The organism is Sphingobacterium sp. BN32, assembly GCF_030503615.1.
Taxonomy (GTDB): domain Bacteria; phylum Bacteroidota; class Bacteroidia; order Sphingobacteriales; family Sphingobacteriaceae; genus Sphingobacterium.
Genome location: NZ_CP129963.1, coordinates 662,352 through 684,094, shown reverse-complemented (window position 1 = coordinate 684,094; position 21,743 = coordinate 662,352). Strand labels below are relative to the sequence as shown.

Below are 21,743 nucleotides of genomic sequence, written 5' to 3'. Positions count from 1 at the left end.
AGTTAGTACTTACTACTATTTCAAAAAAAAGGCGCCTTATCGGCGCCCTACTCTAATATCTAATGTCTTATATCTAAAATCTAAAACTACAAAGCTTCCGGCTTTTTATCAACGACAAGCTTATTATCACGGTTTGCGATTTCCCATGCTGTGTGGAACACCAGTTTCTCGCGTTTCGTCATCATATTGAAGTCGATACGGTCAACTGTGTCGTTTGGAGTATGGTAATCTGGGTGCAAGCCTGAGAAAAAGAAGATTACCGGGATGCCATGCTTCGCTAAGTTATATTGATCTGAGCGGTAGTAAATACGCATCGGATCCTTCGGATCATCATACATATAGTCTAATTCCATTTGCGTATAGGTCTTATTGGCTTCCTCGTTGATAGCTTTTAACTCGCTACTCAACATATCCGAACCGATTGCATGGATATAGTTATGATTTCCGGCCAAGTGCTTGTCATCGATACGACCGATCATATCCATATTCAAACAAGTAACCGTATTTGCTAATGGGAATACAGGATGTTCTGAATAGTAGCTAGAGCCTAATAAGCCTTTTTCTTCAGCTGCAAAGCCCATGAAAAGGATTGTTCTTCTAGGTCCATGACCGTCTTTCTTAGCTGCAGCGAATGCTTTTGCTAATTCCAATACCCCCACAGTACCCGATCCATTATCATCTGCACCAGGGAAGTATGTTCCGTCAGGAAGAATTCCGTCGTGATCATAGTGTCCCGAGATAATAACGATCTCGTCCTTTTTATCTGTTCCTTCAATTACGCCCAATACGTTTGGATCATTGAACTCTTCCGCCTTCACGCCCATCTTCGCTTTCACATCCGCTTTGACTACGAAAGAATTCGGTTTCTTCGTACTGTTGATTTTAGCAAGCGCCTTATCAACCGTAGTTTTCTTAGCCGCTAATACCTCGTTGGCAGTCTCCAGCGTCATGTTAACCACAGGAGTTCCGGTGTTGCCGGTCGACGGACTTTTCTTCTCTTCCGAACGCAACATAAAGCGTCCGCCAGTTAAGCGACCTCCGAAACGAGCGATCATATCTGATGTCTGCTTGCCGGTAGCAATAATAAGCTTCGGCTTTAACTTCATCAATTCTTGAGCCTTCTTAAAGCGGCTCGTAGACCAGTCCGACAGCGTCTTGGTGCCCGTAATCAACGAGTTTCCGTTGTTATCGGTAGGCTCTCCATCGCTGATGAACATCACTACTTTTCCGGCAATATCTAGACCTTTTAAATCATTGTATGTCTCCGATTGTATACCATAGCCTACGAATACAATCTCGTTCGCATCAAAGCTTGCTAAATCATTCGAGCCCTGAACAAAGAAATCCTTGCCATTTGTAAACTCATGCTTGTTGATTTTAAATTGCTCAACAACATACGACGATTTCTCTAAAGCTACGGGCTGAAAGTATGAACCATTTACTGCGGGTTTTAAACCCAGTTCTTTAAATGTATTGGCGATATATTCTGCTGCTTTTTGACCTCCCTCTTGACCCGTCCCACGTCCTGCATATTCTTTAGACGTTAAAGTCGTCAAATGTGCTTTCGCTGACTCCACGGTCAATAGCTCCGCATATTTACTTTGTGTAGGATTCTGTGCCATCGTGCAACTGAACATTGCAGGTAGCAAGAATGACAATACTAAATATTTCCTCATAATCTATCGTTTAAAATAATGGGTTAAGAACAAGCAATCTTGTTCACTCGGTTCTCATGGCGACCGCCTTCAAAGTCGGTCGTTAAGAATGTTTTTACAATGCGTTTTGCAAGATCCAAGTCAATAAAACGTGCTGGGATACAAACAACATTCGCATTGTTATGCTGGCGTGCTAGTGCCGAGATTTCCTCTAACCAACAGATCGCTGCACGAATCCCTTGGTGTTTGTTTGCTGTAATAGCAACCCCGTTCGCTGATCCACAAATCAGGATCCCCATATCATTCGATTGATCCTCTACGCTGCTCGCTACTGGGTGAGCAAAATCAGGGTAATCAACTGAATCTGTAGAATAGGTACCGAAGTCTTGAACGGTATAACCTAATTCCTGTAAAAATTCAATGATCGCTGCTTTATATTCAAAACCAGCATGATCTCCACCAATTGCAATTTTTTTTGACATGATATGTTATTAACTGTTATAGAATTCTTTTTCTGCTTGTTCTTTCGCTCGCTTTACATTTGCTGAAACCATAATACTCAATTCATATAAAATGAACATCGGCGCACTTACCGTCAATAGGGTAATAATATCTGCCGTTGGAGTAATGATTGCTGCAATGACTAAAATGATAACGATAGCGTATCGACGACTCGCACGCATAAACTCGGGCGTCATGATACCAATCTTCGATAAAATAAATATTAAGATGGGAAGAAGGAAGATAATTCCACAGCCCAAAGTTAATGTCGCAATTGTCGACAAGTACGAATCGATCGTAATCTGATTCGTAATTTCCTCACTTAAGGATACGTTCGCTAGGAAATTTACCGATAAAGGAACAACGATATAGTAACCAAATAAAGCACCGATAATAAACAGAACAGTCGCATAGAATACGAAACCACGAGCCGATTTGCGTTCAATATCCGTTAATGCCGGTTTGATAAAGAGCCAAACCTCAAATAACAAATACGGAAAGCCCAAAGCTACTGCCATCAATAAACAGGAGTTAATCTGAAGCATAAACTGCCCGGCCAATTCTGTATTGATAATATTGAACGGAATCTTCTCTACGCAGAAACCTGCTAAATTCAACGCATCCCCCACTTTACACATCATACGATACGTCCAGAAATCCAGGTTCTTTGGACCCATAATAATTTCGTTGAAAACAAAATCATAAAAGGTAAAAGATAAGATCGCAAAAATAGTAACAGCGATTACTGCACGGATAATATGCCAACGAAGCACCTCAAGATGATCGAAAAAGGACATCTCGGATTCAAGATTCTTGCCTTTGTTCTTTATCGCTTCAATTAATTTTAGATTCTTGGACATGTAAGTTTATGTACGTGTAAATTGTTCGTAAGAAAACAAAAATACCATTCTTCGTAAGAAGAATGGCATGTTTTGCTTATGTAAAATAAATTTTATACAACTTCCTCATCAGGATACTGCGTCAGGTCGAAAGTCTCCATAAATTTAGTGGTAAAATTACCAGCTCTAAAGTTAGGATCACGCATTAGACGTAGGTGAAGTGGAATGGTTGTTTTCACACCCTCGATTACAAATTCGCTCAATGCGCGTTCCATCGTGTTAAGCGCCTCTTCACGAGTCTGCGCAACACAAATTAATTTCGCAATCATCGAATCATAGTTCGGAGGGATGGTATATCCAGAATATACGTGCGTATCTACACGAACGCCATGACCTCCTGGAGAGTGGAAGTTCGTAATCTTCCCTGGCGACGGGCGGAAATTATTGAAAGGATCTTCCGCATTGATACGACACTCGATAGCATGCATGGTTGGCTCATAGCTCTTTCCTGAAATTGGAATACCTGCTGCTACTTTAATTTGTTCTTTAATTAAATCGAAGTTGATTACTTCCTCCGTTACAGGGTGCTCTACCTGAATACGCGTATTCATCTCCATAAAGTAGAAGTTACGGTGTTTGTCTACCAAAAACTCGATAGTACCCGCGCCCTCATATTTTACTGCCATCGCACCTTTGATAGCTGCTTCACCCATTTTAGCACGCAACTCTGGCGTAATAAATGGAGATGGAGCTTCCTCTACCAATTTCTGGTGACGACGTTGGATAGAACAGTCACGCTCAGAAAGGTGACATACTGTACCATACTGATCACCGATGACCTGGATCTCAATATGACGTGGATCTTCCACATATTTCTCTAAATAGATGCCGTCGTTTCCGAATGCGGCACCAGCTTCTTGACGAGCCGAATCCCATGCTGGTTCAAACTCTTCATCTTTCCAAACGATACGCATACCACGACCACCACCACCGGCAGTAGCTTTTAAAATAATTGGATACGTCATTTCGTTGGCAAGCTTCAGACCCGTTTTCACATCAGGCACCAAACCATCCGAACCCGGAACCGTTGGAACGCCTGCCTGCTTCATCGTCTCTTTTGCTGAAGCTTTATCACCCATTTTCTCAATCTGCTCTGCTGTAGCACCAATAAACTTGATACCATATTCTGCACAGATCGCAGAGAACTTGGCATTTTCCGAAAGGAAACCGTAGCCTGGGTGAATCGCATCTGCATTGGTTAATTCTGCAGCTGCAATGATATTAGGGATATTTAAATAGGAATCTTTACTTGCTGGCGGACCGATACAAACTGCTTCGTCTGCAAAGCGAACGTGCAGACTATCGCGATCTGCAGTAGAATATACCGCAACACTCTGAATACCCATTTCTTTACAAGTACGGATAATTCTTAATGCGATCTCACCTCTATTGGCAATTAATATTTTTTTAAACATAGTTCTGAATGATGTAATACTTTTTCCTGAGCAACAATGTCTGCTATACAGCAGACTAACGATTAGCTAGGATCTACCAAAAATAATGGTTGATCGTATTCCACAGGCTGTGCATCATTAACTAAGATTTTCACGATTTTTCCAGAAACCTCAGATTCAATCTCGTTGAAAAGTTTCATTGCTTCGACAATACACAATACTTTACCCGGAGCGATTTCATCACCCACATTCACAAACACCCCTTTATCTGGACCTGGAGAACGGTAGAATGTACCAATGATTGGAGATTTAACCGTGATATACTTCGATTCATCATCTGCTGCTGGTGCTGCTGCAACTGGCGCCGCCGCTATCGGAGCTGCTGCCGCAGGGGCTGCCGCTACTGGAGCCGCTGCTGCTACTGCAGGAACTGAAGCTGTAACGTAAGTTGGCTCTTGATTTGTTTTAATTGTGATCTTGAAATCTTTCTCTTCGATAGAAACTTCATTAACACCAGATTTAGAAACAAATTTGATTAAATCTTGAATTTGTTTAATATCCATACTCATATGCTAGTAGGTTAGTTTATTTAATGTAAAAAAATTGTTAACTGTAAAGGTAATAAAAACTCGGAGATTAGTATGCCCATTTTAAATAAACGGAGCCCCAAGTAAACCCGCCGCCAAACGCCGCAAGGATCAAATTATCGCCTTTTTTCAACTGGCTCTCCCACTCCCATAAACACATAGGAATCGTCGCGCTTGTTGTATTTCCGTATTTCTGGATATTCACCATCACTTTTTCTTCTGGCAATCCAGCGCGCTCTGCTGTCGCATCAATAATACGCTTGTTCGCTTGATGTGGAACTAACCATGCTACGTCGTTCGCAGTTAGGTTGTTACGATCCATAATTTCGGCAGCAACATCCGCCATATTTGTAACGGCAAACTTAAATACTGTGCGTCCCTCTTGGTAAGCATAGTGCAAGCCTGCATCCACCGTTTCGTGGCTAGCCGGATGTAGGGAACCACCACCCTTGATATTCAGGTATTGTCCGCCCGAACCATCCGTGCGCAGGATAGAATCCTGTATGCCATTTCCTTCCGTATCGGGTTCTAAAAGCACGCATCCGCACCCGTCACCAAATAAGATACATGTATTTCTATCCGCATAGTTGACAACTGATGACATCTTATCACCACCAACAACTAAAACTTTTTTATGCTTCCCCGACTCGATGAACTGAGCACCGGTCGTTAATCCAAATAAGAAACCCGAACATGCGGCCTGAAGATCATATCCCCAAGCATTCTTTGCTCCAATCTTGTCTGCAAGAATATTCGCCGTAGCAGGAAATAACATATCTGGTGTACTTGTACAGAAAATAATCAATTCGATATCTTCTGCCGAGATTCCTCTTTTTTCTAAAAGACCCTTTACCGCAGGAACGGCCAAATCAGAAGTTGCTTTATTGGGATCTTTAAGAATTCTTCTTTCGCTGATACCCGTGCGGCTTACAATCCACTCGTCGTTGGTATCAACCATGGTTTCCAACTCTTTGTTGGTAAGGATATAATCCGGAACATAACCATTTACAGCGGTTATCGCCGCATGAATTTTCGACATATCAATTAATTAAAAGCTGATCTGATCTTCTCAATAAATTGAGAAGCAATCATATCTCTTGACAATAAAACCATATTTTTAATAGCCTCAGGAGTTGATATACCATGGCCAATAATAACTGGAGCATTTACACCTAAAATAGGGCTTCCTCCATATTGCTCATAGTTAAAGCGATCGAAAAAAGGATCTTTCATTCCTTTTTTCAAGGTAACCACATAAAACGACTCCGCAAGTTTTAGAACCACATTTCCAGTATAGCCATCACAAACGACAACGTCTGCATGGTCAGTGAACAAGTCACGGCCTTCAGCGTTTCCAATAAAATTGATCTTATTGTTTGCTTTTAATAATGGGTAGGTTGCAACAGTTAGGTTATTTCCTTTTTCTTCTTCTTCGCCAATGTTCAATAATCCAACTTTGGGGCTCGGGATGCCATATACATGCTCAGCATACAAGCTACCAAGCAGCGCAAATTGGTTCAACATTTCAGGTTTGCAGTCTGCATTTGCACCAACATCAAGCAGGATTCCAAATCCTTCTTTTAATTTAGGAACGTTGGTGGCAATTGCGGGGCGTAAAACCCCCGGAATAGTCTTGACACTGAACATAGCGCCAACTAACATCGCTCCGGTATTTCCAGCTGAAGAGAAAGAGTCTATCTCACCGTTCTTTAATAGTTCAAAGCCCTTTGCAATGGATGAATCGGGTTTTTGTGTGATAGCTTTGGTTGGATGTTCGTGCATGCTGATATTTTCAGGAGCATGAACATAATCAAATTTTGAGGGGTCGGATCCCGCTGCTTCAATAGCTTTTTTGGTGGCTTCTTCGTCGCCAAATAACACTATGCGCTGAGATTCGTCTAGCAATTGTTGAGCTTCGATAGCACCTTTAATATTTGAGTCCGGTGCATAATCTCCCCCCAATACGTCTAATCCAATCTTCATTCGTAATTATTTAGAATATTCAATAATACGCAAAAAACATCCCAAAGTAAAGTGAATAATATAAAATATTACACTTTTTTGGGATGTTTATTCTGAATGATGTCGTTAGACAGTAGCAGTATTTTCGATAATCAATTTACCGTTGTAGTATAAATTACCGTCTACTGTGTAAGCACGGTGTGGTGTATGAACCGCGCCAGTTTCTTTACAAACTGTTAAGCTAGGTAACTCAGCTTTATAGTGTGTTCTTCTTTTGTCTCTTCTAGATTTAGAAGTTTTACGTTTTGGATGTGCCATCTCGTATTTCTCGTTTTAGTTATTCTTAATATTTTTTAATGCTTCCCAACGTGGATCGATGTGCTCATCGTCCGCTATTGATGATTCTTCGTCTTGCTCGTTTTGAATCATATTTAACATCTCCGGATCGCAGTTTATGTTTTCGCCCTGCTCACTACATTTCGTGTAAGGCGGAACAGCAACATTGATATATTCATAAAGCAAAGGAGCGATATCCAGTTCGTAGTCGTTTTTAGACAGCATAACAACCTCTTCGGTATCATCTTGCCAATCTTCTTCCGAAAACTTGATCAGAGCGCGCTCTTGAATATGAATCGGAGCATCAAATTGAGATAAACAAACGTCACAAGTAAGCTTCATGCTGCCTTTGATATCAAAATTAGCAATCAGCATATTCTCCTGTTTCTGTAGTTCAACTACAACTTTTAGGTCTCCTTCCTTCACTAAGGAATGTTCGTAACAAGCAAAGAACTTCTCATCTACTTCAAAGTCAAAACTGTGTTTACCTGTCGAAAGACCTGAAAATGGTATTCTATATTGTTTTAGATACTTCACAATCCTGCATTTGAGCCTGCAAAAATAACGATTAATTAAGTATAAATGAAATTTATTTTAAAAAATCCTTATCCCTACTCGTAATAGTTTTTTCCTAATTCTATTTTCTCGCGATTATTCGCCATACGCCACTTATTTGTATCGCGAAGGGAATAAGCGCAACCACAGTATTCCTGCATGTAAAAGCGTTCGCGCTTGCTGATCTCCAGCATACGTGCCGAACCTCCCTTTTTACGCCAGTTCAATGTCCAGTATTCCATATCGGGATAACGCGATGCTGCACGAACACCGCAGTCATTGATTTGACTCATCGTTTTCCAACGCGAAATTCCTAAGGAACTTGAAATAACGTCGAAGCCGTTCGCTGCCGCATATTCTGCAGTCTTCTCAAAGCGCATATCAAAGCACATCGTGCAACGAATACCACGCTCGGGCTCATTTTCCATTCCTTTAGCAAGTTCAAACCAATGGTCGACGTCATAGTCCGCGTCGATAAAGGGAATGTTATGCTTCTCCGCAAATCGGATATTCTCGTCTTTGCGTAAATCATATTCCTTGCGTGGATGGATGTTGGGGTTGTAAAAATAGATCGTAAATTCGATGTCTGACGCAATCAGCGCTTCCATCACTTCCCCCGAACATGGTGCACAGCAGGAATGTAGCAATAGTTTCTTCCCTTCGTTGGGCAATTCCAACTTCTCCCTTACAAATTCATTATTCTCCATTGCATTCAATTCAATCATGCAATGTTACATAAATACCTTTATTTAATCAAATTAACATTTCTTGACGCTTCCAACTGCGCCTGAATAGCGATAAATTTTTACATTTGTAATAAAATAAAGAAACATGAACTTAAGATGGATTTTCGCGCTAGCTATGATAACAACACTAATCGGAATTGTTGCTTGCGAGCGTGATGATGACGAGCCTTTTGTCAATAGAGATTTTTCCAGACTGTATATCTCATTCTCAGATTATACGACGAATCCACAAGTTGCCAGCCCACCTAACCTTGGCGTAATCAAACGCGCAGACTCAACAAATTTTGGCGATGTCAATGGTAACTTTCAGGATTTCCAATCGCGGACGTTCGGTGGCAACGCCATTACTTTCAGCCCCGCTGCGCAACGCGTGTTCATGAGCTCCATTAATCAAGTTGTTTCAGACACCAGCTTACAAATCTTTACCGTCGGCCGCGAAGGCAACTTAGCGAATAATGGAAAAATCGATAACAAACATGCCAATAAAGTGACTGGCTTAGTCTATTACCCAAGCGTAGATGTACTATTCGGTGTAGATGTTTCTTCATCGACCATCATATCATACGACATTCCAAAGAACCGATCTGGCTATATGAAAGTATCGCGCAGGTTCGTAATTAAGGATGATCTACTACCATGGGCAATCGCGATACATAAAAATATTATTTATGTATCCAGAAATGGAAACAACGGCGGTGTCGATATCTATGAAGGCCTTATTTCGCGGAGAACAGACACACTCTTCAACGATGTCAAACCTACAAGATCCCTTCGCATCGCAGATACGCACAACATTCAAGGCATGTCACTCGACACCGTGAACAATGTTCTTGCATTAACAGACTATACAACGTCAGGAAATACAACAAGCGGAAGAATCCTGCTATTTGAAAACTTTTCTGAACTTGCAAAAAATGGCGGAAATATCACCCCTACTCGTGTCATCAGCGGAGCAAATACCGGACTGATACGCCCATCTGACGTTGCGCTAGATTTTAAAGAAAACTCCAAATACCTCTATGTTGCCGATCCGGGAGCTAAGAAAGTATTTCGTTTCTTAAAAACAGCAAATGGAGACGACAAACCCGATAGCGAATTCTCTTATCGCAATGGTGCATCCACACCAGTTGGATTGTCTTTAGACTCTCGATAGCTAAATTCTTATCATCTTATAAAGTCCAGCATGCGTACATGCTGGACTTTTTTTTGTCTATACATTGAACTTATTTTGTTCAAGACCTCCTTTAAACTTCTTCGACATAAAACCCTTTCAAAGCCCTTTCAAACCCAATACAAACCCATATCAGAAGCGCTCGGGATTGGGTTTGAATTGGTTTTACAATGGTCTTTAAAGGGCATTAACTGGACGCCGATGCGTTGAGCTGTCCTTTCATCCTGAAACACAAGCTGTTTCGCTACATTTTTTTTCTACTTCTTCTTGTATTTTCAAAATCAATTTCTACATTTGCAGTGTATTAGTTCATTAATACACTAAAACTTAAATTATGCTAATCATCAAATCACTATCTTATTCCTATAAAAAGAGGAAGCGGGTGCTAGAGGAAATCAGCACAACACTACAACCCGGCCATATTTACGGGCTCTTAGGTTTGAACGGCGAAGGGAAAACAACCTTATTAAAGCTGATGGTAGGTTTACTACTGCCGAAAGAGGGGAATGTGTTTTACGGCAATTTGAAGAGCTCGGATCGCTCCGCAGCGTATTATAACGAGGTATTCTACTTGTCGGACAGCAGCAAACTGCCCGATATGAATATAGAAGCTTTCGGAAAGATATACGGAGCTTTCTATTCAAGATATGAGCATCAGGAATATATCAACAACCTGAGGTCCTTTAATATTCCGATGGAAAATGGTTTAAGAGGACTGTCTCTAGGTCAGCATCGCAAAGTGCATCTTGCCTTTGCCCTGGCCTGCAATACGTCGGCCCTGCTGATGGACGAGCCAAGCAATGGGCTGGATATCCCATCGAAGGGAATATTCAGAAAACTGCTAGCCAAGTCAATGTCGGCAGATAAGATCTTTGTCATCGCTACTCACCAAATTAGAGACGTCGATAATCTATTCGATCATCTGCTGATTTTGAATAAAGGAAAGCTTCTTATCGATACGAGCCTATTTGACCTAGCAAAAGAATATAGCATCACAAGAACGCCAGAGCCGGATGATGAAATTGTCTATAGCCAACAGGAGTTTGATGGAGCAGTCCATCTGGTGAAAACCAGCATACCAAGCGAGGCTAAACTAGATATTGAATTCCTGTTTAATGCCTTTACCCAATCTAACCAAACTGTAGAATTATGAGAACCTCCCTTTTATACACAAAGAGCATCTTGTTAGGAAATCGTTATTTATTATTCTCGATTCCGCTACTAGCGACGATTGGATTTGTTGGTGTATTCCTCTTATCCGAAAATGAGATTTTCGGTTTATTGGACAATACGATCAGCCCATCTGGAGCGGTAGACTATAATGCTGCTATGGAGTTGGCTAAATACACTTTTTATGATCTCAGCCTTATCCTTGTAGGGGTTTTACCTCTAATACATTTACTTTTCTTATCCAAATTGTACTATAAGTCCTACGAACTCACCCTTCCGGTGAGTCCAGCTCAACGTTATTTAGCCTATTTGTTCACAGCGGCAATCATTTATGTGTCCAATCTCTTAATCATCATGTTGCTGAACTATTTGATGCAAGTTTATTTGCAAACTCGTTATATGGAGGTATGTACGGAAGCGTTCGATAAATTGGGCTATTTATATGAAGGAATACGCGAAAACAGCATTCTAAACAATGCTAACATCAACTATTCCTTATTGAAGTTCGGAGGGTTCTTTTTTGCCTTATTACCTATATATCTGTATGCGCTGCTTTATTTCAGAAAATATAGTCTTTTAAAGTTTATCGGCATCTATACGCTGGCTGTTATTATTGGCGCCTTAATTCTCGAAAAGGTATGGTCGGGTACTACCTACTACATCAACAACGAATCTTATGTGGAGCTATTCCCGCTTGTCGCCTTATTACTAGCGTCATTAGCCTGTTACGTGGGTTTTTATTTTTTATTAAAAGAGAAGGAGGTTTAAATGCAGTTTACAAATGACAAACCCATTTATCAACAGATCATCGATCTGGTGATGGAGAAGATCCTGAAAAAGGAATGGGTAGCCGGAGAGAAAATCCTATCGGTTCGTGACCTGGGTGCAACCTTGGAGGTAAACCCGAATACCATTATGCGCTCTTATGAAAAACTGCAACAGGATGAAATCATCTTCAATAAAAGAGGCTTAGGTTTCTTTGTTGCAGAGGATGCTCAGGATCGAATTATCCGCCTGCGCAAGGAAAGCTTTTTGGAACAAGAAGCGCCGCGATTTTTGCAGACAGCGAAATTGTTAAACATATCAATCGATGAAATAACCGACTTATATAACGCTATAGAATTATGAAAAAGTCCACCATTATAATTATCGCCACGGGGTTAACCTTATTCCTTTGCTTTTTTGTTCTTCGCCCCTTGACGGGTACTATCCTTATTAAAGACGAGATATCAAAGGAACCTGCGGACCCGATCTCTTCCTTTATGATGCGCTTTAGCGAGCCTGAAACGGCAAAACCAGTTTCCCTTAACCATATTGAACATATTGTGATCAACGGCACTGATAAGGCCAACCACGCTAATGTTCGCGTCACGAACAAAGGGAAGAACGAGATTAGCAGATCAAATTATTATTATAAAAAAGACGTAAACCCGGTTATCAAAGGAAATACGATGACGATCACCTTAAGCGGTCTAAGTACACAACATTATGATATTGATTTGGACAGCTTATCCAGCAAGACCATTACGCTTAACAATATCCAGGGCACCATGTCAATCATTTCGGCAGACAGCGTATTCCAGGGGCTCAACAAAGTAATTGTAGGAAAAGGCAGCAATCTCCAATTATGGGGAGAAGTAGGCGCTCAAGAGTATTTAGACCCGAAGTTCCAACTGGTTGGAAAGGAAGAATCCGTCATTCGTTTAGTAACCTTTTCATTTGCCCACTTCGACGCGACACTTAACAACGCACGATTGGATTTCTTAGAATCCTATGTTGCCGATACGGCGAACATCAAACTACAGGGTCGCAGTAATATTATTCATCCTCTAGGATTAAAAACCTTCGGGAAACTTATATTGACCGGAAATACGGATTACTACAACGAGCGAAACGTTAAAAAACAATAGCTATGAACCCTCATCTTATCATCCAGCTTATCAGTAGATTGATAAATTTGTTTAAAAGTCTTTAAAAAGCATAGGGTTGGACGCAAGCGCCCAACCCTACATTATTAAGATTAATAGAGAACTTTTTTATTCTGGGTTTTCAGCAGTTGATTCTCTAGCCAATGTTACCTCATCGGGTGCATTTTCTAGGAATTTGTCCAAATTGAAAAGAGACTCATCCGAAGCGCGATCACCACCGGCAATCTTCAATTTATCGATTAATTGAAGCGCCAGTTTTTCTTCTTCAATCTGCTCCTTCACGAACCACTGCGCGAAGTTCCAAGTCGCCCAATCTTTCTCGTCCATCGACTGATTCACCAAATTGTAAATTGCGTTGGTATTATCCACTTCATGTTCGAACACCATGTTAAAACACTCGGTAATCGTTTTCGGCAGTTTGCTCGGTGCCTCGACGGCTTCCACCTTGGGCTCTCCCCCACGCTCCAAAATGTACATCATAATCTTGATCATATGATTTCGCTCTTCCTGCGCGTGACGGAAAAGAAAATTTGCAATACCACCATAACCTTTTGTATCGGCCCAAATCCCCAACGCCAAATAAATCTGTGAGGCTTGGTTTTCTTTTGTCATCTGTTTGATCAGGGATGTTTCCATCGCCTTTGAAAGTCTATTCGTGTTCATAGCTTCAGCTTTTTATTATTGAACAGTAGCTATCTTATATTGTTTCAATTTTTAGACTTTTTTAATCCCCACGAAGGTTGTAAATTTGATAGGACCCCATAGAAACAATTGTGCAGACTGCTTGTTTTTTGATAAGTGCTTGTTTTAATGGCTATCAAGAGCTTTCATTCTTGTTTATGTTTCAATGGAAAAATGAAAGGTTTTGATAAGTGTTTGTTTTAATGGCTATCAAGAGCTTTCATTCTTGTTTGTGTTTCAATGGAAAAATGAAAGGTTTTGATAAGTGTTTGTTTTCAATGGCTATCAAGAAGATTTGTTCTTGTTGCTGTTTCTAGGGGATCGTGAAAGTTTTAAAATAAATCAAAAAGATATATGGCGTTTTTAGATTACTATAAAGTATTAGGATTGGATAAAACAGCCAGCCAGGACGATATCAAAAAAGCGTATAGAAAACTTGCCCGCAAGTTTCATCCTGATTTGAATCCGAACGACGAGGAGGCTAAGAAGAAATTCCAAGAAATCAACGAGGCCAACGAGGTGCTGACTGATCCAGAAAAGCGTAAGAAATATGATCAGTACGGTGAAAACTGGAAACATGGCGAAGAGTATGAAAAGGCGCAGCAGCAATATGGACGTTCTAATGCCGGAGCTGGGAGACAGAACCCTTTCCAGGGCTATGATTTCAACTACGACGGTAATTATGATACAGGTGAATATTCGGATTTCTTTGAAGAACTTTTTGGTAGCCGTTTTTCAGGGCGCGGCTCCAACCGCAGAAGTGCCGGCTTTAGAGGGCAAGACTATAACACAAGCTTAGAATTGACCCTTCTACAAGCCTCTCAGACGCATCAGCAAACTTTCACTGTCAACGGAAAAAATATTCGTATCACTATTCCCGCGGGAGTAGAAGATGGACAGAAGATCCGATTGAAAGGGCAAGGCGGCGAGGGAATGAATGGCGGGCCAAATGGCGACCTGTATATTACGTTTAGCATTAAGGGGGACCCGAACTTCCAGCGCAGAGGAAACGATCTTTATACTAATATCTCGATTGATTTAGCAACGGCGCTACTCGGTGGAGAGACTATCGTCAATACGCTGACCGGCAAGATAAATGTAAAGATCAAGGCGGAAACACAAAACGGCGCAAAGATTCGGTTAAAGGGTAAGGGATATCCTGTTTATAAGAAGGAAGGTGAGTTTGGCGATCTATACGCTGAGGTTCACGTGAAACTTCCAACAAATTTGACGGATGAGCAAAAGAAACTTGTTCAACAATTTGCAGACTCAACAAAGTAAGCTATGGAAAAGACATTATTTAAGGTGATTGATATCTGCCGATCGAATAAGATTGAACGGACTTTTATTCAGGAATTACATCAGAATGGCCTGATTGAGATTATCATCGAAGAGGAAACGGAGTTTATTGAAGAGGAGCAAATACAGCAGATACAGCGCTTCTCTAACTGGCATTATGAGTTAGAACTTAATGTGCAGGGCATCGAAATCGTACAGAATTTGATCGATCGTATCGAGAAATTGCAACAAGAGCTAAGATTCTTGAAGGGAGGATCTTAAAATTAAAAAGGCTTTGCAAAGAAGTCCTACCAAAAGGTACCATTTGCAAAGCCAATAAAGTTTTATTGTTGGGAAAGGTCTAATCTCAACGGAATCATAAAGCGTGAGGCTACGGCCTTTCCATCTTGAATAGCAGGTTTCCATTTCTCCGCTTTCTCGATCGCAGCGATCAATGCCTCGCCCGTTCCATGCCCTAAATCCTCCGTAATAAGGATATTAGAGATCTCACCATCTGAACCAATGATAAAATTTGCGACTACTTTTCCTCTTACACCGGCATCAATTGCAGCTTGCGGATAAGTATAGGTTTCTTGTACAAATTTTCGGAAATTATCGATGCCACCGGGATAATCCGCTAGTATTTCGGGATTGTCAATAAGTGTCCCCTCATATTTCCGTTCCTCTGGTACATCCTGTAAAGTAATCTTTTCCACTTTTGGCTCTGCTTTCTGTTCTTCCTGTTTACAATTTACCACAAGGAAAAGCATAAATAAACTGGCAGGAAGGGTTAAAAGGTATGTTGCCTTAAATTTATAGGCTGTTTTTTCTTTAAATAACATAGTGATTCTATTTTTCAATAATGAATTATTGGAAAACTCGTGTTGCAACAAGGCGCTTTTGGTATTCATGGCCTGCGCCAGCAAGAGCTCGGCGTAGGCAACTTTATTGTCCGCATGTTTCTCGTCGACAATACATTCATGCACAAATTTCATCTCCCGAATCAATATGGGATAGATTGGATTAAACCAATTAAAAAGCCTAAAGATTTCTAATAAGATAATATCCAGCGAATGTCCCTGTTTGACGTGCTCGAGCTCATGATTTCGTACTTGCCTTAAATCCTCATCTTGTAGTTCCTTGCTCAGCACAATCTTTCCAAAGAAAGAAAAGCTACCCTTAGCAGCCCCTTCCCTGATCGTCCTCAATAATGCCACGACTCGGTAGAGGAACCAAACGCTGAATATAGCCACTCCAAGCCAATACATGGCATGTAAGGTCTGGATACTCAGAATTTCCCAATGATTAGCCCATACCTGATTAGCATCAATAGCTTGCTGATTGGTGCCGATCGCGATTTCCGGGATCTCCATAATCATCATTTCCGGCATAGGCACTTGTATATAAAGTCCCAAAGGAATTAAATATGCAATGATTAAGCTGCCCAATAGGAACCATCTGTTCCATTGGAAAAATGTAAGCTTTCGCAGTCCTAACCAATAGATTAGGAAAAATACGATCAGCGCTATATTTGAAAGGATTAGGTATAGCATGGCTCCAATAGTTGGGTTTAAGATTTATGCTTTTGTATTAATTTCAAGATTTCGTCCATGTCTTTGACATCCAGCTCGTTTTCTTCTAGAAAAAAAGACAACATGCTGCTGGCAGAATTCTCAAAATAGCCTTGCAAGAGTTTTCCGGTGATTAACTTCTTGTATTCTTCTTTCTGGATCTTCGGGAAGTAGCGATGGCTCTTTCCGAAAGACTCGTGATCCACAAAACCCTTGGTTTCAAGAATCCGAATAATGGTTGAAACAGTATTATAAGCAGGTTTCGGCTCGGGAAGCATATCGATGATCTCTTTCACAAATCCCCCGTCACGGTCCCAAAGCGCTTGCATGATTTGCTCCTCAGCCTTCGTAAGTTCTTTTAATTCGTTCATAATGGTATTGATAAAATATAAAAAGACAATATTGCCTATAATCGATTATAAGACTAAGGTATAACTAATAATTTAGTTATACAACTAAATTATTAGTTATAAAAATGGTTTAAACACGCAACAACCTATGTGTCAGGTTTATAAAATCACAGGACAGGTGCACTAAGCTTGTAACAGCTTATATCAAGCGGGGTAATTTTAATATGGAAAGAGTGGAAAATGCTATTCATGCCGCCAGCGCCGATCAGCTTTTTTATCAGACTGCATCTTTTTACGATCTAGCCGGGCAATAATTTTCGATTTGGGAATCTTGGTCGGAATACGGGGTTTATCGAGCTTTAATGCATCGTCTAGGATGTTTAGAAAACGTTCAATAACAATTTCTTTGTTCTTAATCTGGCTTCGATCACTTGAAGAGTCGAGCAATAGTTCGCCTTCTTTATTGATTCTATTCGCTAGGCGCTCTTTGAGCAAGGTCTTTTGTTCGTCGGTAAAAATAGAAGAAGCATCAACATTCCAGATAAGCATCACCTTAGAAGAAACTTTATTGACATGCTGCCCTCCTTTTCCGCCCGCTCTTGAAGTTTTAAATTGAAGCTCTTCGATCAGTTTTGTTGTTTGTTCATTCATTTGTAATAAAAATAGAATATTTCTACCTCACAGGAAAATATTCCTGCGGATTTATAAAAGCATCATTATCTTTATGGAAGAAAACGAAACGTATGAAGATAGGAATTGTCTGTTATCCAACATTTGGTGGAAGTGGGGTGGTTGCCACAGAATTAGGAAAAGCATTAGCCAACGAAGGGCATCAGGTACATTTCATCACATATAGCCAACCTGCCCGCTTGGATTTTTTTTCCGAAAACCTTTTTTATCACGAAGTCTCTATGGCGCAATACCCATTGTTCGACTTCCCCCCTTACGAAACAGCCCTAGCCAGCAAAATGGTGGATGTTGTTCGTTTTGAAAAATTAGATCTTCTGCATGTGCATTATGCGATTCCACATGCCTCGGTTGCTTTCCTTGCAAAACAGATTCTGAAGACTTATGGGATTGATATTCCCGTCGTAACAACCTTACACGGTACGGATATCACGTTAGTAGGTAAAGACAAGAGCTTTAGCCCGGTGGTGACTTTCTCGATCAATCAATCGGATGGTGTAACGACTGTTTCGGACAACCTGAAAGAGCAAACCCTGCAGTACTTTGATGTTACGAAAGATATTCAAGTCATACCTAACTTTATCGATCTTCAACGCTTCAGCAATAAGAATCATGAGCATTTCAAGAAAGCGATAGCACCGAATAACGAACGTATATTGGTCCATACATCCAATTTCCGGAAAGTAAAACGTGTGGAAGATGTCGTGCGAATTTTTGAAAAAGTCAACAAGGTTATTCCAAGTAAACTATTGATGGTTGGGGATGGCCCGGAGCGTCGGAATGCGGAGGAATTAGCCCGCGATCTAGGTATCTGCGATGTGATCCGTTTCTTAGGGAAACAGGACGCTATCGAAGAGATCTTATCGATCTCCGATTTGTTTCTGATGCCTTCCGGTTCGGAGAGCTTCGGACTCGCGGCATTGGAAGCGATGGCCTGTAAAGTGCCTGTTATTTCATCCAATACTGGCGGTTTGCCGGAGTTAAATAAACAAGGATTCAGCGGTTTCCTGAGCGATATCGGCGATATTGATGATATGGCTAAAAATGCGATCCATATTCTTGAAAACGATGCAACACTCGCTGAATTTAAGGCCAATGCTCTAGTCAGGGCACAGGATTTTGAACTGAGTAAAATAGTTCCTAAGTACGAGGAGTTTTACCGTCAAGTAATCAAATCGTTAAAAAATCAGAATAAAACTGTTTAACCGATGTTAAAAAATCCTATCTTTGGCTTTTGGAAATACTCCAAAAATCAAATATGAAATACAAACGCATCCTACTAAAACTCAGCGGAGAAGCTTTGATGGGTGAACAAAGCTACGGAATCGACATTAATCGCGTTCAGCAATACGCAAAAGACATTCAAGAACTTCACAGTCTAGGCATGGAAATCGCTATCGTAATCGGTGGTGGTAATATTTACCGTGGCTTAAGCGCTGAAAAAGCGGGAATGGACCGTGTACAAGCTGATTACATGGGCATGTTAGCAACCGTTATCAATAGCATGGCTTTGCAAGATGCTTTGGAAAAAGAAGGAATGAAGACCCGTCTACTAACGGCGATTAAAATGGAGCAGATTTGTGAACCATTTATTCGTAGAAGAGCAGTTCGTCACTTAGAAAAAGGACGTATTGTTATCTTCGGTGCCGGAACTGGTAACCCTTATTTCACTACAGATACAGCAGCTTCATTACGCGCTATTGAAATCAACGCGGATGCTGTATTAAAAGGAACACGCGTCGATGGAATCTACACCGCGGATCCTGAGAAAGACCCAAATGCTCAGAAATTTGATCATATTTCATTCACAGAAGTGTATGAAAAAGGATTAAACGTTATGGACATGACCGCTTTCACATTATGTCAAGAAAACAACTTACCTATCATCGTATTCGACATGAATAAGCCTGGCAACCTAATGAAGCTAGCAAATGGCGAGCACGTTGGTACCATTGTAAGCTAATCTATTTTTTACGATAAATTATATTCAAGATATGAACGAATTAATTTCACTTCAGTTGGACGATTGCAAAGAAGGAATGATTAAAGCAGTCGCGCATACCGAGTCTGAACTTACAAAAATACGTGCTGGAAAAGCTAGCCCAGGCATGCTTGATGGTATCTTCGTAGATTACTACGGATCTGCAACAGCCTTGTCGCAAGTTAGTAACATCAATACTACTGATGCTAGAACAATCGTTATTCAGCCATGGGAAAAATCTTTACTTTCTGCGATCGAGAAAGCAATTATGGACTCAAACATCGGCTTGAATCCTCAAAACGACGGTAATATCATTCGTTTAGTGGTACCTCCATTGACAGAAGAACGTCGTCGCGATCTAGTGAAAAAAGTAAAAGAAGAAGCTGAGAAAGGTCGTGTTACAGTTCGTAACATCCGTAAAGAATCGAACGAAGCAATCAAGAAATTGAAAAATGACGGTGCTTCTGAAGACGAAATCAAAGCTGGTGAAGGCGAAGTGCAAAAATTAACGGATGCATATATTGTAAAAGTTGATCAACTTGCTGAATTAAAAGAAAAAGATATCATGACTGTATAGTCTTAAGATACACCTTTAACACATATGAAGAGGGGTTCCGAAAAAGGAATCCCTCTTTTTTTATGGAAAGTACGGTTTAAATCGCCAACTACAACTACCCTGCCTACCCCTCTTTACACAGAAAGATGAAGTTTTTATTAAAATAATACTTATCTTCAATCAACAAACTTATTGTAAGTATGACACAGTCAAGACGTAATTTCCTTAAGCAAGCTAGCTTAGGAGTCATGGGAGGACTTCTTGCCCCTCATCTTTTTTCCTGCAAAGGAACCAACACTGCACCAGGATCGCCACTTAAGAACATAGGACTTCAACTTTTTACACTTCGTGACTTACTAGCGAAAGACCCGAAAGAGGTCCTTAAGAACGTTTCTAAGCTTGGATATACCCATGTAGAAACCTTTGGAGTAGATCTCGCGAACAACTCCTTCTGGGGGCTCTCCATTGATGATTTCAAGAAGGTGTTAAATGATAATAACCTCATCACACATAGTGGTCATTACGATATGGGTAAATACCTAAGTAAAGATCATAACGACAAAGAGAATATCGAGAAATACATCGAGATTGCACATAACCTCGGACAGGAGTATGTAATAGCTCCAGTTCCGCCAATGGACAACCTGAACAAACTGGATGTTGCTGCTTATCAATATATCGCTGAACAGCTGAATAAGGCAGGCGAGATGGCAAAGAAAGCAGGTATTAAAATTGGATATCACAACCACTTCTGGGAATTCAAAGAATTCGGAAATGGCACGAAAGGATTGGATATTATCCTAGCCTTCACAGAACCTGATCTCGTATGCTTCGAGCTCGACTTATACTGGATTAATAAAGCGGGAGAAAACCCGCAAACGTATTTTTCAAAGTACCCGGGACGCTTCCCACTGTGGCATGTTAAAGATATGGATAGACAATTCTCGAATCCTATTGAGCAGAATAAATTCGATGCAAAAACTGGCAAGCGTGACACCTTAAACTTCGAAGAGGTTATGAAGACGATTCGATATACAGAGGTTGGTTCAGGTAGTATTAACTTTCCGAACTTAGCATCCTTCGCCAATGAAAGCGGACTCAAGTATGCTTTCATAGAGCAAGACGACATTTACTCGGATGATAAGTATGCTAGTATCAAGAAGAGTTTTGACTATATGCAAAAGACATTTAAATAGAAAAAGGCGGGATAACCCGCCTTTTTCTATTTAAAATTTTAATTGTTCTACTTCCCTCGCAGTCTCCTCGACTTTATCTCTCAACTCTTCTTTAAACTTAATGAGCGCCTGCGCAACTGTGTCGTCCTGCGTTCCTAATATCTGTGCGGCAAGAATACCTGCATTCTTTGCAGCATTCAAAGCAACTGTCGCAACAGGGATACCGTTGGGCATTTGAAGGATAGATAACACCGAGTCCCAGCCATCAATAGAATTTGATGATTTTACCGGTACACCAATAACTGGAAGGTGTGTAATCGAAGCCACCATACCTGGCAGATGTGCAGCACCGCCAGCTCCAGCAATAATAACTTTAAGGCCTCTACTCGCTGCTTGTTCCGCATAATCAAACATACGCTTTGGCGTACGATGTGCCGATACAATCGTTACTTCAGCATCTACTCCTAAATATTTTAATACTTCAACCGCATCTTGCATCACAGGCAAGTCCGACTTGCTGCCCATGATAATACCAATCTTTGGATTACTCATTATATCTT

At 40.8% G+C, this 21,743-nt stretch carries 26 protein-coding genes; 11 read left to right on the top strand and 15 right to left on the bottom strand.

Features of this window, described 5'->3' with window-relative positions:
* Positions 1-86: 86 nt before the first annotated feature.
* The 10 genes from QYC40_RS02975 to QYC40_RS02930 form a co-directional block, all read right to left on the bottom strand.
* A complete protein-coding gene (locus tag QYC40_RS02975) occupies positions 87-1,676 on the bottom strand; it encodes a M28 family peptidase (RefSeq protein ID WP_301992326.1) in 1,590 nt (529 codons plus the stop codon).
* 23 nt (positions 1,677-1,699) lie between these two features.
* Complete coding sequence (gene rpiB, locus QYC40_RS02970; protein WP_260041052.1) at positions 1,700-2,137, bottom strand: ribose 5-phosphate isomerase B; 438 nt, start codon at positions 2,135-2,137, stop codon at positions 1,700-1,702.
* 9 nt (positions 2,138-2,146) lie between these two features.
* Positions 2,147-3,016 (bottom strand): twin-arginine translocase subunit TatC, encoded by an 870-nt coding sequence (gene tatC / locus QYC40_RS02965; RefSeq protein WP_301992325.1) that lies wholly within the window; start codon positions 3,014-3,016, stop codon positions 2,147-2,149.
* 92 nt (positions 3,017-3,108) lie between these two features.
* On the bottom strand, positions 3,109-4,470 hold the full coding sequence (gene accC / locus QYC40_RS02960) for an acetyl-CoA carboxylase biotin carboxylase subunit (RefSeq protein WP_301992323.1): 1,362 nt from the start codon (positions 4,468-4,470) through the stop codon (positions 3,109-3,111).
* Positions 4,471-4,532: 62 nt separating this feature from the next.
* Positions 4,533-5,018 (bottom strand): acetyl-CoA carboxylase biotin carboxyl carrier protein, encoded by a 486-nt coding sequence (accB, locus tag QYC40_RS02955; RefSeq protein ID WP_301992321.1) that lies wholly within the window; start codon positions 5,016-5,018, stop codon positions 4,533-4,535.
* 67 nt (positions 5,019-5,085) lie between these two features.
* Positions 5,086-6,075 (bottom strand): beta-ketoacyl-ACP synthase III, encoded by a 990-nt coding sequence (locus tag QYC40_RS02950; RefSeq protein ID WP_301992320.1) that lies wholly within the window; start codon positions 6,073-6,075, stop codon positions 5,086-5,088.
* Positions 6,076-6,080: 5 nt separating this feature from the next.
* Positions 6,081-7,019, bottom strand: coding sequence for a phosphate acyltransferase PlsX (plsX, locus tag QYC40_RS02945; RefSeq protein ID WP_149527020.1), 939 nt, complete (start codon positions 7,017-7,019; stop codon positions 6,081-6,083).
* A 105-nt stretch (positions 7,020-7,124) separates the two neighbouring features.
* A complete protein-coding gene (gene rpmF, locus QYC40_RS02940; protein WP_149527021.1) occupies positions 7,125-7,316 on the bottom strand; it encodes a 50S ribosomal protein L32 in 192 nt (63 codons plus the stop codon).
* Positions 7,317-7,331: 15 nt separating this feature from the next.
* Entirely contained in the window at positions 7,332-7,871 is a 540-nt protein-coding gene (locus QYC40_RS02935) for a DUF177 domain-containing protein (RefSeq protein ID WP_301992318.1), read from the bottom strand.
* A 74-nt stretch (positions 7,872-7,945) separates the two neighbouring features.
* Complete coding sequence (locus QYC40_RS02930; RefSeq protein WP_367652323.1) at positions 7,946-8,596, bottom strand: epoxyqueuosine reductase QueH; 651 nt, start codon at positions 8,594-8,596, stop codon at positions 7,946-7,948.
* A 154-nt stretch (positions 8,597-8,750) separates the two neighbouring features.
* Here QYC40_RS02930 and QYC40_RS02925 point away from each other — a divergent pair, with 154 nt between their 5' ends.
* The 5 genes from QYC40_RS02925 (at position 8,751) to QYC40_RS02905 (ending at position 12,886) form a co-directional block, all read left to right on the top strand.
* Positions 8,751-9,788, top strand: a complete 1,038-nt coding sequence (locus QYC40_RS02925) for a hypothetical protein (RefSeq protein ID WP_301992315.1) — start codon at positions 8,751-8,753, stop codon at positions 9,786-9,788.
* A gap of 352 nt (positions 9,789-10,140) precedes the next feature.
* Positions 10,141-10,959, top strand: a complete 819-nt coding sequence (locus tag QYC40_RS02920; protein ID WP_301992314.1) for an ATP-binding cassette domain-containing protein — start codon at positions 10,141-10,143, stop codon at positions 10,957-10,959.
* A complete protein-coding gene (locus QYC40_RS02915) occupies positions 10,956-11,744 on the top strand; it encodes a hypothetical protein (protein ID WP_301992313.1) in 789 nt (262 codons plus the stop codon). The genes QYC40_RS02920 and QYC40_RS02915 overlap by 4 nt, the downstream gene beginning before the upstream one ends.
* Positions 11,745-12,104 carry a GntR family transcriptional regulator gene (locus QYC40_RS02910; RefSeq protein ID WP_219646050.1) on the top strand — a complete coding sequence of 120 codons (360 nt, stop codon included), beginning with the start codon at positions 11,745-11,747 and terminating at the stop codon, positions 12,102-12,104. It begins immediately after the preceding gene.
* Positions 12,101-12,886 (top strand): hypothetical protein, encoded by a 786-nt coding sequence (locus QYC40_RS02905; protein ID WP_301992312.1) that lies wholly within the window; start codon positions 12,101-12,103, stop codon positions 12,884-12,886. Before QYC40_RS02910 ends, QYC40_RS02905 begins: the two co-directional genes overlap by 4 nt.
* 126 nt (positions 12,887-13,012) lie before the next feature.
* On the opposite strand, the gene QYC40_RS02900 is transcribed toward QYC40_RS02905, so the two are convergent.
* The gene (locus QYC40_RS02900) at positions 13,013-13,567 is read right to left on the bottom strand and encodes a ferritin (RefSeq protein ID WP_301992311.1); all 555 of its coding nucleotides are present in this window, start codon (positions 13,565-13,567) and stop codon (positions 13,013-13,015) included.
* 372 nt (positions 13,568-13,939) lie between these two features.
* Between QYC40_RS02900 and QYC40_RS02895 the strand changes: the two genes are divergently transcribed.
* Positions 13,940-14,866, top strand: a complete 927-nt coding sequence (locus QYC40_RS02895) for a J domain-containing protein (RefSeq protein WP_301992310.1) — start codon at positions 13,940-13,942, stop codon at positions 14,864-14,866.
* Positions 14,867-14,869: 3 nt separating this feature from the next.
* A complete protein-coding gene (locus QYC40_RS02890) occupies positions 14,870-15,145 on the top strand; it encodes a chaperone modulator CbpM (protein ID WP_301992309.1) in 276 nt (91 codons plus the stop codon).
* Between the two features lie 62 nt (positions 15,146-15,207).
* Here the strand turns inward: QYC40_RS02890 and QYC40_RS02885 are convergent, their stop codons facing one another.
* The 3 genes from QYC40_RS02885 to arfB form a co-directional block, all read right to left on the bottom strand.
* Entirely contained in the window at positions 15,208-16,416 is a 1,209-nt protein-coding gene (locus tag QYC40_RS02885) for a M56 family metallopeptidase (RefSeq protein WP_301992308.1), read from the bottom strand.
* Positions 16,417-16,433: 17 nt separating this feature from the next.
* Positions 16,434-16,805: a BlaI/MecI/CopY family transcriptional regulator gene (locus tag QYC40_RS02880; protein WP_301992307.1), complete on the bottom strand. Its 372-nt coding sequence runs from the start codon at positions 16,803-16,805 to the stop codon at positions 16,434-16,436.
* Between the two features lie 222 nt (positions 16,806-17,027).
* Positions 17,028-17,435 (bottom strand): alternative ribosome rescue aminoacyl-tRNA hydrolase ArfB, encoded by a 408-nt coding sequence (arfB, locus tag QYC40_RS02875; RefSeq protein WP_301992306.1) that lies wholly within the window; start codon positions 17,433-17,435, stop codon positions 17,028-17,030.
* A 92-nt stretch (positions 17,436-17,527) separates the two neighbouring features.
* On the opposite strand from arfB, the gene bshA reads away from it, so the two are divergent.
* The 4 genes from bshA to QYC40_RS02855 all read left to right on the top strand — a co-directional run bounded on the left by bshA (position 17,528) and on the right by QYC40_RS02855 (position 21,204).
* Positions 17,528-18,676 carry an N-acetyl-alpha-D-glucosaminyl L-malate synthase BshA gene (gene bshA, locus QYC40_RS02870; RefSeq protein ID WP_301992305.1) on the top strand — a complete coding sequence of 383 codons (1,149 nt, stop codon included), beginning with the start codon at positions 17,528-17,530 and terminating at the stop codon, positions 18,674-18,676.
* Between the two features lie 53 nt (positions 18,677-18,729).
* Positions 18,730-19,434, top strand: coding sequence for a UMP kinase (gene pyrH, locus QYC40_RS02865; RefSeq protein WP_149527036.1), 705 nt, complete (start codon positions 18,730-18,732; stop codon positions 19,432-19,434).
* Between the two features lie 31 nt (positions 19,435-19,465).
* Positions 19,466-20,029: a ribosome recycling factor gene (gene frr, locus QYC40_RS02860; protein ID WP_149527037.1), complete on the top strand. Its 564-nt coding sequence runs from the start codon at positions 19,466-19,468 to the stop codon at positions 20,027-20,029.
* Between the two features lie 179 nt (positions 20,030-20,208).
* Positions 20,209-21,204: a sugar phosphate isomerase/epimerase gene (locus tag QYC40_RS02855; protein ID WP_301992304.1), complete on the top strand. Its 996-nt coding sequence runs from the start codon at positions 20,209-20,211 to the stop codon at positions 21,202-21,204.
* A gap of 30 nt (positions 21,205-21,234) precedes the next feature.
* Here the strand turns inward: QYC40_RS02855 and purE are convergent, their stop codons facing one another.
* A complete protein-coding gene (gene purE / locus QYC40_RS02850; protein ID WP_149527039.1) occupies positions 21,235-21,735 on the bottom strand; it encodes a 5-(carboxyamino)imidazole ribonucleotide mutase in 501 nt (166 codons plus the stop codon).
* Positions 21,736-21,743 lie beyond the last annotated feature (8 nt).